Origin of the sequence: Pseudomonas quasicaspiana (assembly GCF_021147825.1) — a bacterium.
Taxonomy (GTDB): Bacteria; Pseudomonadota; Gammaproteobacteria; order Pseudomonadales; family Pseudomonadaceae; genus Aquipseudomonas; species Aquipseudomonas quasicaspiana.
Map to the genome: position 1 here is coordinate 1 of NZ_JAGTPI010000103.1, position 11,564 is coordinate 11,564.

10 protein-coding genes are annotated in these 11,564 nt (G+C 58.4%); 7 read left to right on the plus strand and 3 right to left on the minus strand.

The window, feature by feature from the left end; all coding sequences use genetic code 11:
* Positions 1-353 precede the first annotated feature (353 nt).
* Genes KDX30_RS28860 through KDX30_RS28870 form a run of 3 tightly spaced genes read left to right on the plus strand, consistent with a single transcriptional unit; the run spans position 354 to position 4,092 of the window.
* A complete protein-coding gene (locus KDX30_RS28860; RefSeq protein ID WP_099270057.1) occupies positions 354-896 on the plus strand; it encodes a (2Fe-2S)-binding protein in 543 nt (180 codons plus the stop codon).
* On the plus strand, positions 893-1,897 hold the full coding sequence (locus KDX30_RS28865; protein WP_231678199.1) for an FAD binding domain-containing protein: 1,005 nt from the start codon (positions 893-895) through the stop codon (positions 1,895-1,897). Before KDX30_RS28860 ends, KDX30_RS28865 begins: the two co-directional genes overlap by 4 nt.
* A complete protein-coding gene (locus KDX30_RS28870) occupies positions 1,894-4,092 on the plus strand; it encodes a xanthine dehydrogenase family protein molybdopterin-binding subunit (RefSeq protein WP_231678200.1) in 2,199 nt (732 codons plus the stop codon). Before KDX30_RS28865 ends, KDX30_RS28870 begins: the two co-directional genes overlap by 4 nt.
* A 172-nt stretch (positions 4,093-4,264) precedes the next feature.
* Here the strand turns inward: KDX30_RS28870 and KDX30_RS28875 are convergent, their stop codons facing one another.
* Positions 4,265-5,512, minus strand: coding sequence for an MFS transporter (locus KDX30_RS28875; protein ID WP_231671447.1), 1,248 nt, complete (start codon positions 5,510-5,512; stop codon positions 4,265-4,267).
* A gap of 449 nt (positions 5,513-5,961) precedes the next feature.
* On the opposite strand from KDX30_RS28875, the gene KDX30_RS28880 reads away from it, so the two are divergent.
* The 3 genes from KDX30_RS28880 to KDX30_RS28890 are packed head-to-tail and all read left to right on the plus strand — an operon-like array spanning position 5,962 to position 8,638.
* Positions 5,962-7,401, plus strand: coding sequence for a cytochrome ubiquinol oxidase subunit I (locus KDX30_RS28880; protein WP_027902291.1), 1,440 nt, complete (start codon positions 5,962-5,964; stop codon positions 7,399-7,401).
* Positions 7,402-7,404: 3 nt separating this feature from the next.
* Positions 7,405-8,412 (plus strand): cytochrome d ubiquinol oxidase subunit II, encoded by a 1,008-nt coding sequence (gene cydB, locus KDX30_RS28885; RefSeq protein ID WP_027902290.1) that lies wholly within the window; start codon positions 7,405-7,407, stop codon positions 8,410-8,412.
* A 55-nt stretch (positions 8,413-8,467) separates the two neighbouring features.
* The gene (locus KDX30_RS28890; protein WP_099270064.1) at positions 8,468-8,638 is read left to right on the plus strand and encodes a DUF2474 domain-containing protein; all 171 of its coding nucleotides are present in this window, start codon (positions 8,468-8,470) and stop codon (positions 8,636-8,638) included.
* Positions 8,639-8,818: 180 nt separating this feature from the next.
* Here KDX30_RS28890 and KDX30_RS28895 read toward each other — a convergent pair whose 3' ends face one another.
* Both KDX30_RS28895 and KDX30_RS28900 read right to left on the minus strand, forming a co-directional pair.
* On the minus strand, positions 8,819-9,943 hold the full coding sequence (locus KDX30_RS28895) for a methyltransferase (protein WP_231678201.1): 1,125 nt from the start codon (positions 9,941-9,943) through the stop codon (positions 8,819-8,821).
* 118 nt (positions 9,944-10,061) lie between these two features.
* A complete protein-coding gene (locus tag KDX30_RS28900; protein ID WP_080238318.1) occupies positions 10,062-10,295 on the minus strand; it encodes a LuxR C-terminal-related transcriptional regulator in 234 nt (77 codons plus the stop codon).
* Between the two features lie 378 nt (positions 10,296-10,673).
* On the opposite strand from KDX30_RS28900, the gene KDX30_RS28905 reads away from it, so the two are divergent.
* Complete coding sequence (locus tag KDX30_RS28905) at positions 10,674-11,450, plus strand: ferredoxin--NADP reductase (RefSeq protein ID WP_231678202.1); 777 nt, start codon at positions 10,674-10,676, stop codon at positions 11,448-11,450.
* Positions 11,451-11,564: the final 114 nt, after the last annotated feature.

The following is an 11,564-nucleotide window of genomic DNA, read 5'->3' on the forward strand; positions in this document are numbered from 1 at the left end:
TGGTCTGGGCGGCCTTCCGACGATAATGCTGTACGCGATGGACCTGATATATGTGGCGCCCTTATCGCGGGCAAGCCCAGCTCCCACAGCTCCGCGTCCAGCGTAAAGTCCTCTGTGATTCCTATGCCACTGGCTGGCGCTGAATCTGTGGGAGCCGGGCTTGCCCGCGATACATGAGACGCAGCCAGAAGACACACCACGCTATCGTTTATCGCCCCGATGCAGTTGAAACCAGTGAATGTCCACTGAATCCACACTCATCAACAAACCCTGAACGATTCCAAAACTCCACGAGTCGTACCCCTTAAGACGCAGAAAAACTGCGCTGTTTGAGTACCTACCGTGAGGTTTCCATGAGTTCACCAACCCCCCAGGATTTCGCTGGCCACGCGATTAGCCTGACCCTCAACGGTCAGCCGCGACAGCTCAACGTCCAGCCTTGGACCACATTGCTCGACCTGCTTCGAGACCAGCTTGATCTGGTCGGTAGCAAGAAAGGCTGCGACCACGGCCAGTGCGGCGCGTGTACCGTTCTACGCGATGGCAAGCGCGTCAATTCCTGCCTGACCCTGGCGATCATGTGTGACGGCGCAGAGCTGACCACGATTGAAGGGCTGGCAGACGGCGAGCAACTGCACCCGATGCAACAAGCCTTCATCAAGCATGACGCCTTTCAATGCGGCTACTGCACGCCGGGGCAGATTTGCTCGGCGGTCGGCCTGGCCAATGAGGGGCGCGCCAACAGCCGTGCCGAGATCCAGGAACTGATGAGCGGCAACCTGTGCCGCTGCGGTGCCTATAGCAATATCCTGGCGGCGGTGGAAGAAGTCCTGCCGGAGCTGCGCAGCGCCCATTCAGAGACGGGTAGCTTCGAGAAAGCGGAGGGCAGCCGATGAATCCCTTTACTTATAGTCGCCCGACCAGTGTCAACGAGGCCGTGAATCTCAGCGGCGCTGCGACCCGGTTCATTGCGGGCGGTACTAACTTGCTCGATCTGATGAAAGAAAACGTCGCACGCCCCGAGCATCTGATCGACATCACCCGCTTGCCGCTGAACGACGTCAGCGAAACCGCCGACGGTGGGCTGCTCATCGGCGCGCTGGTGAGCAACGCTGATCTGGCCTGGCATCCGTTGATCGAGCAACGTTATCCGCTGCTGTCCCAAGCCGTGCTGGCCGGAGCATCGCCACAGCTTCGCAACATGGCGAGCACGGGGGGCAACCTGTTGCAGCGCACCCGTTGCTATTACTTCTATGACTCCACTGTGCCGTGCAACAAGCGCGAGCCTGGCAGCGGTTGCCCGGCGCGCGACGGCCTGAACCGTATCCACGCGATCCTGGGGGCCAGCGATGAATGCGTTGCGACCCACCCTTCGGACATGTGCGTAGCCCTTGCCGCACTTGAGGCTGTTGTCCATGTTCAGGGACGCGCAGGACAGCGCACCATCGAGTTTGCCGACTTCCATCGTCTGCCCGGCGATGCGCCTCAGCGTGACAACCAATTGGCTGATGACGAGCTGATCACCGCAATCGAACTCCCGCCGGCCAGCTTCGCGGGTCAGGGCAAGTACCTGAAAATCCGCGATCGGGCCTCCTACGCCTTTGCGCTGATCTCGGTTGCGGCTTCCCTTGAGCTTGATGGCGATGTCATCCGCAACGTGCGACTGGCGTTGGGTGGTGTTGCTCACAAGCCATGGCGCGACAAGGCCGTGGAGCAAATGCTGGTAGGCAAGCCGGTGTCCCGCGAGAACTTCGCAGCCGCCGCCGATGCACTGCTGGCCGATGCCGAGCCGCTGGAACACAACGCTTTTAAAGTCAAACTGGCACGTCGGGCGATCATTCGTACCCTCAGCGATGCCGCGGTCGATGCAGCCGCCACAGGAGGAAGCGCCCAATGAATACGTCTGTTTCGCCACTGGGCCAAGCGCTTGATCGCGTCGATGGCAAGCTTAAGGTTACCGGTCAGGCACGTTATGCCGGTGAGTATCCGGAAACCGGTCTGCTGCATGGCAGCGTGGTCTCCAGCACCATCGCTCGCGGTCGTGTGACGCACATCGACATCACCGAAGCCCTGCGCGTGCCGGGCGTTGTGATGGTGCTTGATCACAAGAACCGTCCCAAGCTCGCCAGTTACGACGAGAACTATGAAGACGCCGACTCGGCAGACGGCTCGCCATTTCGTCCGCTGTATAACGATCGCGTGCTGTACAGCGGCCAGCCGCTGGCGCTTGTCGTGGCTGAAACCCTTGAGCTGGCGCGTTACGCCGGTTCTCTGGTGCGTATCGAATATCTGGTCGAGGCTCATGAAACCGATCTGCTGGAAGTGCAGGGCGACAGCTACGCCGCGCCAGCCGAACTGCCCCCGCCGCGCGGTGACTTTCAGGCGGGCTTTGCCAATTCCGCACTGACCGTCGATGCCCATTACAGCACGCCGGTCGAGCATCACAACCCGATGGAGCCACATGCTTCGACGGTGTTTTACAAGGATGATGGCAGTCTGCAAGTCCATGACAAGACCCAAGGGCCGCAAAACTGTCAGGACTATCTGCACAACGTGTTCGGCATCGCAAAAGACAAGATTCAGGTGCTGGCTGCCTTTGTCGGCGGAGCGTTCGGTTCCGGGCTGCGTCCGCAATATCAACTGCCGCTGGCGGTCATGGCGGCGCTGGAGCTCAAGCGTTCAGTGCGCGTCACCCTGACCCGGCAGCAGATGTTCACTTTTGGTTATCGTCCACGCACCTTGCAGCACTTGCGTCTCGGTGCAGCCGCCGATGGCCGTTTGCTGGCAGTAGGGCACGGGGCAATCGGTCAGACGTCCCGCTTTGAAGATTTCAGCGAGCACGTCGTGGAATGGAGCGGCATGCTCTACAAATGCGACAACGTTGAACTCACTTACAAGTTGGCACCGCTGGACGTTTACACCCCACTGGACATGCGCGCGCCTGGTGCTGCACTGGGTCTGATTGGCCTCGAGTGCGCCATGGACGAACTGGCTGTTGCGCTGGCAATGGACCCGGTGCAACTGCGTCTGGTCAATTTCGCTGATCGCAATGGCAACGAAGACAAGCCGTATTCCAGCAAACAGTTGCAGGCTTGCTACGCCCAGGGCGCTGATCGCTTTGGCTGGAGCCATCGCAATCCTGAGCCGCGCAGCATGCGTGAAGGCCGTCAATTGATCGGCTGGGGCATGGCGGGCGGTGTCTGGGAGGCGATGCAGATGAAAGCCAGTGCCAAAGCGCACATCGACGCACAGGGCAAATTGACCGTCAGCAGTGCGACAACCGATATCGGCACCGGCACTTACACGGTGATGACGCAGATCGCGGCCGAAGCAGCGGGCGTTGCTGTTGAAGACACCACTTTTGTGCTGGGGGATTCGTCGTTGCCAACCGCGCCCTTGCAGGGTGGTTCGTTCACGGTGTCATCCGTGGGCACTGCTGTGCAGCAGGCCAGCAAGGCGTTGCGTGAGAAGTTGTTCACCGCAGCGGGTCAGATCGACGCGAAGTTCTTCGCCGCGAAAGTCGAGCAAATGACCGTGGCTGATGGATACGTTTCGCTGGGCGATCACCGGTTGGCACTGAGTGAAGTGCTGAGCAGTTGGCCTGAAGGTTTGCAGGTGCAGGTCGACGCCGAGCCTGATGCGAAGCGCGAGGGCTATTCGACCGCTACACACTCAGCCGTATTCGTTGAGGTGCAGGTTGATGAAGATTTGGGCACGATTCGCGTCAGCCGGGTGGTCAGCGCAGTGGCAGCAGGCCGAGTGGTCAACCCGAAAATGGCTCGCAGCCAGATACTTGGCGGCGTTGTCTGGGGGCTGGGCATGGCACTGCAGGAAGAAACCCAGAGTGACCATAAACTGGGCCGCTTCATGAACCACAGCCTCGCCGAGTACCACATCCCGGTTAACGCCGATATCAACGACATCGACGTGATTTTTGTTGAAGAGAACGACGATATCGTTAACGCGCTGGGCTCAAAAGGCGTGGGCGAGATTGGCATCGTCGGCGTCGCGGCGGCAGTCGCCAATGCGATTTACCATGCAACCGGCAAGCGGGTTCGGGACTTCCCGATAACGCTGGATAAGGTGCTCTGACCACATCCCCCCTTTGCAAACTCGCAACTTTGTAGGAGCTAAGCTTGCCGACGATAAACGATGACGCGGTATGTCTTTAATCTGCGTCTCATGCATCGCGGGCAAGCCCGGCTCCCACAGAAATCACGTGATGACGTGGGGACTTCCCACAGGTTCCAGCCACGCTGAAACCCTACACCTTCTGCGGCTCGGCCTCCGCGACCACATCCCGCATGCGGTCGCGGTTGGCGAGGGTCGGGAACAGTTTGATCCAGATACCCGTCACCGCCAGGGTGCCGACGCCCCCCATCACCACCGCCGGAACCACGCCGAACCAGTGCGCGGTCAGGCCTGATTCAAACTCACCCAACTGATTCGAAGCGCCAATGAACAGCCCGTTCACTGCGCTGACCCGGCCGCGCATTTCATCCGGGGTTTCCAGTTGCACGAAGGATGCGCGGATCACCATGCTGATCATGTCCGCTGCGCCGAGCACCACCAGCACCGCCATGGAAAACCAGAACGATGTCGACAGGCCGAACGCGATGGTTGCCACGCCGAATACGCCGACGGCGGTAAACATCACCCGCCCTACATGCCGTTCAACGTTGAAATGAGCAAGCCACAGCGACATCGCCAGTGCGCCGACTGCAGGTGCCGAGCGCAGCATGCCCAGCCCCCAGGGGCCGGTCAGCAGAATGTCCTTGGCAAACACCGGCAACAACGCGGTGGCGCCACCCAGCAGCACCGCGAACAGGTCCAGCGAAATCGCGCCGAGTACGTCCGGACGGCTGCGGATGAAGCGAATTCCGGCCAGTAACGAGTCCATGGTGGCCTTGTTTTTGTTCAGCGGTGTCTGGCGAGCAGGCAGGCTGAGCATCAGCGAGCAGGCGATTACGTAAAGTAATACGGTTGGCCCGTACACCCAGCTGCTGCCGAACGCGTAAAGAAAGCCGCCCAATGCCGGAGCGACGATGGTTGCCGATTGCTGTGCCGATTGCGCTGCGGCCACTGCCCGAGGGAAAAGGGCAGGGGGCACGATGCTCGGCAGCAAAGCCTGAGTGGTGGGCATTTCGAATGAACGGGACGCGCCTAGCGCAAAGGCCAGGATAAAGATCATTTCCCGCGTGACACTGTCGGTGCTGCTGCCGATGAACAGCGCCAGTGCGATACATGCCTGCGCGGTCTGGCAAATGGCGGCCACTTTGCGGCGGTCGTACCGATCCGCCACATGCCCGGTGTGCAGCATGAACAACACACGAGGCGCGAACTCCACCAGACCGACGAGTCCGAGGTCCAGCACGTTGCCGGTTAACTGGTAGAGATTCCAGCCAATGGCCACCGTCAGCATCTGAAAACCGCTGGCCGTAAAAATGCGGGCAAACCAAAAAGCGACGAACGGACGATGGTGGCGCAGTAACACTGGGGCTTGAGTCGGCATGAGCAACAACAGCCAGGCAGGGGAGAGTGGCCAGATTATCAGTTTGTAACAGTTAGTTGCATGAAAAGCCGGTCAGATTGGATCCAGATCTGAAGGTTTTCTCGTGTCACAGCCATAGCCCGTCGCAATGAAAATTCTTCTCATGTGCCTGCAAAACAGGGCCGCAGAGCGGTGAGACAACTCGCCACGCGGCAAAAGACCACACGTCCGAGAGGTTGAAATGGGACTACTCTTTGACAGTCAGTTGATCTGCGTCAATGCCCACAAGGCAAAAGAAACGGCAGGCGGCTTGACGGACTTCAAGGTTGCGCAATGGGCCGATGGAAAGGGCTGAGCCTTTTTTCTTCCATCACCCAGAACGTTTTCAACCTGCCGCGCTCCTTACCAGTGGGGGGCAGTGGCTGCTGACCTCGCGTCACCAGCCGTATCACCTGATAGAGGAAAACCCAATGTTCGGTTTGGATGCAATTGAGCTCGCCCGAATTCAGTTCGCGTTTACCATCTCGTTCCACATCCTGTTCCCTGCCATTACCATCGGTCTGGCAAGTTACCTGGCGGTGCTGGAAGGCCTGTGGCTCAAGACCCACAACAACGTCTACCGAGACCTTTACCATTTCTGGTCGAAGATCTTTGCCGTCAACTTCGGCATGGGCGTGGTGTCCGGTCTGGTCATGGCGTATCAGTTTGGTACCAACTGGAGCCGCTTCTCCGACTTTGCCGGGGCCGTCACCGGGCCGCTGCTGACGTACGAAGTGCTCACAGCCTTCTTCCTCGAAGCCGGCTTTCTGGGCGTGATGCTGTTCGGCTGGAACCGCGTCGGGCGCAACCTGCACTTCTTCTCTACGGTCATGGTCGCCATCGGCACCCTGATCTCGACGTTCTGGATTCTGTCCTCCAATAGCTGGATGCAGACCCCGCAAGGTTACGAAATCATCGACGGCCGGGTGATCCCGACTGACTGGTTCGCAGTGGTGTTCAACCCGTCCTTCCCGTATCGCCTGCTGCACATGTCCATTGCGGCATTCGTAGCGACGGCATTCTTTGTCGGCTCGTCTGCTGCGTGGCATCTGTTGCGTGGCCGGGACACTCCACAAATCCGCAAAATGCTCTCGATGGCAATGTGGATGGCCTTGATCGTTGCTCCTGTACAGGCGGTGGTTGGCGACTTCCATGGCTTGAATACCCTTGAGCATCAACCGGCGAAAATCGCCGCGATTGAAGGTCACTGGGAAAACGTCGGTGACGAGCCGACGCCGTTGATCCTGTTTGGCTTGCCGGATATGAAGGAAGAGCGCACCAAGTACGCGGTTGAAATTCCGTACCTGGGCAGCCTGATCCTGACTCACAGCCTGGACAAACAAGTACCGGCCCTCAAGGAATTCAAACCGGAAGACCGTCCTAATTCGACCATCGTTTTCTGGTCGTTCCGGGTCATGGTCGGTCTCGGCTTCCTGATGATCTTCACCGGTTTGTGGAGCCTCTGGCTGCGCAAGCGCGGCACGCTTTATAACTCCCGAGCGTTCCTGTATCTGGCTTTGTGGATGGGGCCGTCCGGCTTGATCGCCATCCTGGCAGGCTGGTTCACCACTGAAATCGGCCGTCAGCCTTGGGTCGTCTACGGCCTGATGCGTACTTCCGACGCGTCGTCCGGGCACAGTGTCATGCAGATGAGCATCACGCTGGTGATGTTCGTAGTGGTTTACTTCGTGCTGTTCGGTGCCGGTCTTGGCTACATGATGCGTCTGGTGCGCAAAGGTCCTAAAGCCTACGTCGAGCATGTCCCTGAAGGTGGCCCAGGTCAGAACCGTACACCCGCCCGTCCACTCTCCGCAGCTGTTGAAGGCGCGGAAGATGGCGACAATCTCGACAGTCTGGGCAAGGGGAACTGAGTCATGGGTATTGATCTTCCACTCATCTGGGCAATCATCATCATCTTCGGCGTGATGATGTATGTAGTGATGGACGGCTTCGACCTCGGCATCGGGATTCTCTTCCCGTTCATGAAGGACAAGACCGACCGCGACGTCATGATGAACACTGTTGCACCGGTCTGGGACGGTAATGAAACCTGGCTGGTATTGGGGGGCGCCGGGTTGTTCGGTGCTTTCCCGCTGGCTTATTCGGTGGTGTTGTCGGCGCTCTACCTGCCGCTGATCCTGATGCTCATCGGCCTGATTTTCCGCGGTGTCGCTTTCGAGTTTCGCTTCAAGGCAACCGATGAAAAACGTCACCTGTGGGACAAAGCCTTCATCGGCGGCTCGCTGACCGCAACGTTCTTTCAGGGTGTAGCACTGGGTGCGTTCATCGACGGTATTCCGGTGGTCAATCGTCAGTTCGCGGGCGGTGATCTGGACTGGTTCTCGCCGTTCACCGTGTTCTGCGGTCTGGCGCTAATCGTTGCTTATGCGCTGCTGGGTTGTACCTGGCTGATCATGAAGACCGAAGGCGCCTTGCAGAAAGCCATGCACAACCTGGCACGTCCGTTGGCTACCGCCTTGCTGGTAGTGATTGGTGTTGTAAGTATCTGGACGCCGCTGGCGCACCCTGACATTGCCAACCGCTGGTTCACTTTGCCGAATCTGTTCTGGTTCCTGCCGGTTCCGGTTCTGGTGCTAGTCACCATGTATGGCCTGTTCAAGGCTGTGGCGCGCAACGCTAACTACACGCCATTCCTGCTGACGCTGCTGCTGATTTTCCTCGGCTACAGCGGTCTGGGTATCAGCCTGTGGCCGAACATCATCCCGCCGTCGGTGTCGATCTGGGATGCATCATCGCCACCGCAAAGCCAGGGCTTCATGCTGGTGGGTACGCTGTTCATCATCCCGTTGATTCTGGTTTACACCTTCTGGAGCTACTACGTGTTCCGCGGCAAGGTGACCCACGAAGACGGTTACCACTAGCAGATGACCGCCCCAACGCTCGGCGTTGGGGCTATCGATAGAGGAGAGACTGGCGATGTCTGGCAAAGAATCTTTTCATGAAGAGCAAGACCCGGCCCTGAAGAAGCCACTGTGGCAACGTCTGGCGTGGCTGGTCGGTATCTGGGCTGCGAGCGTATTTGCACTGTTCATCGTCGCAAGCATATTGCGACTGTTCATGAACGCTGCGGGTCTGACGACCCACTGATTAAGAATCCCATCCTGCGTCCCATCGACGCGGTTTTATAACCCTCCACTGGAGGGTTTTTTTTGCCATGCCGATAGCGATCCTGTAGGAGCTGCCGAAGGCTGCGAATTGCGGTGTATCGGACAAAACGCTTTCGCAGCCTTCGGCAGCTCCTACAGGGTCGTCGTTTGGGCGAAGTTGTTACTTACGCGCCTTGAGAATCACAAACTTCGGTGTAGCCGCCACTTGCTCAACACCACGAAACAGGCGCGCCAGTTTGGTGTGATAACCCAGGTGACGATTGCCCACCACGTACAACGCGCCCCCTGGTACCAAGGCGGCACGGGCTTGCTGGAACATGCGCCAGGCTAGAAAGTCTCCGACGACTTGTTGTTGGTGAAACGGCGGATTGCACAACACCACATCGAGGGAGTCTGGCTCTTGCCCTGCCAGGCCGTCATCGGCACGCAAGATCACTTCACGTTCGCCCAATGCCGTACGCCAGTTCTGCTCCGCTGACTGCACCGCCATGTACGACTCATCCACCAGCGTGTAGTGCGCTTGAGGGTTCTCCAAGGCACTGGCAATCGCCAATACACCGTTGCCACAGCCAAGGTCAGCAACCCGTGCGCTGCCCAGATTCTTTGGCAGATGTGGCAGGAAAGCGCGAGTGCCGATATCCAGGCCTTCACGGCAGAACACGTTGGCGTGATTCACCAGTTCAATAGCAGGCTCGTCCAGTTTGTAGCGGGTCGGGTAGGGCGACGGAGCGTTCTTTTTGGGTTGCGGCGTCGCGAACAGCAGTCTGGCTTTTTTCACTCCAAGAGAAGCGCTGACCGGACCGACGTATTCTTCCAGCAACTCGCCAGCTGAGCGAGGCAAGTGCTTGATCATCGCGGCAGCGACGACACGAGCGCCGGGAGCCAGTTGGCCTTGCAGGCGAATCAATTGTTCTTCCAGCAGCGCGAGGGTTTTCGGCACACGGATCAACACCCAGTCGAACGGGCCTGGTGCTGTTTCACTGGCGGGCACCAAAGTAACCGCGTCATAGGCCATGCCGTTGCGTACAAGGTTTTTCTGCAAGCCATGGGCCGCGAGCCAGGAGTCGGTGCTGCTGGTGACGGCCGCATGCCGGGCAAGGCTGGCTGCCAGCGCGCCGAAGCTGTCGTTGAGCACCAGCACTTTGCTTTGCAGCGTCAGCCCATGCTCCGCTACATAGTTGAGCAGGTATTCATCGGCAGCGTCGAACGCCTGCAGTGGTTCGTCTTGCTGTTCCGGTTGGCGGATGAGGTCAAGCTGGGCGAGCGGGGTATCAAGCAACGGCATGGGCGGGAAAACTCTGACAATCGACGATTGGTCACCGAGGCCCGTGAAACGGTGGGCTGGTCAAGGCGGGTGATTTTACGTGCTTTTTGTCACGGGGTACCTGTCCTTGCGTCATTAGTTAGAATATTCCGCTGAGTGCCGCCTGGACCACTGCTGCTGTCTTGTTGCAAACGCCCATTTTTTGCACCGCATTCGCGACGTGAAAGTGAACCGTGCGCTCCTTCATGCTCAGAATGATAGCGATGTCCCCCGCGGTTTTTCCTTCAGCCGTCCATTTCAGTATCTCGACTTCTCTGGCCGTCAGTCGCATCACGCCGTAACTGTGCAGCGCTTCTAAAGATCGGGTCCCCATTTTTGCCTCCCTGTCGATCCAGCTCATGTCCGTTGTTCATGTTCCTAAGTGTAGGAAAAATCGCCGCGCTTAAACCCGGTGCAGCGACCGCGCAGACCGGTGGAGTGCTGGCTTTTTATCCCAGGGGCAAGTTAAAGAATGACTGATGGGTTGCAGGGCCGGACGCAGAAGGGTCTGTGTCATTTCACTGGCCAATGTAGCTATACGTTCAAGAGACAAATGATCTAAAAAGGTTTGTTTGAACCGGGCTGCTTCGTATTACTTGCGAGCCTCTACATTTTTCAGGATGCGGATGTCACTACAAACCAGCGGTGTTTATCCGCTGCACTTTGCGGGACACTGGGCACCTCCGTTTACGTGCAGGAGTCAGGATCGACCATGACCGCCAGTGAAGAAAAATACACCCGCCAGACGCTGCTCAATGTGACGCCATTGACCCCGAGCCTGTTCACGCTGCGCACTACTCGCGATCCGGGCTTTCGCTTTACGGCGGGGCAATTCGCCCGTCTGGGGGTCGCCAAGGCGGATGGAAGCGTAGTCTGGCGTGCGTATTCAATGGCGTCCTCACCTCATGACGAATTTCTGGAGTTCTTCTCCATTGTCGTGCCGGGTGGCGAGTTCACCAGTGAGCTGAGCCGATTGCGTGAAGGTGACACGCTGTTCATCGAAAAGCTGGCGACGGGTTATCTGACGGTGGACAGATTTACTGACGGCCGTGACCTCTGGCTGTTATCCACAGGCACAGGTGTTGCGCCGTTCCTGTCGATTCTTCAGGATTTCGAGGTGTGGGAAAAATTCGAACGTATCGTTCTGGTGTACAGCGCCCGTGAGGAGAAGGAATTGGCGTATCAGCCGCTGATTGCCGGGCTGACCGAGCGTGAGTACCTCGCTGAATACGCCGACAAGTTTATCTATGTCCCGGTTGTTACACGCGAACAGGTCCCCGGCGCGTTGAACGGCCGGATTACACAGCTGATTGAAAGTGATGAGCTGGAGGCCGCGGCAGGTTTGCCGTTAACCCCCGAGCACTCGCGGGTCATGATCTGCGGTAACCCACAGATGATCGAAGACACCCGGGCGTTGCTCAAAGCGCGCGACATGAACCTGAACCTGACGCGTCGGCCGGGTCAGGTAGTTGTTGAGAATTACTGGTAAGAGTCGAAATTTCCAGTGGGAGCGAATTCATTCGCGAAAGCGGTATTCCATACACTGAGTCAGTGCCAGACGCACCGGCCTCTTCGCGAATGAATTCGCTCCCACAGGTGCCTC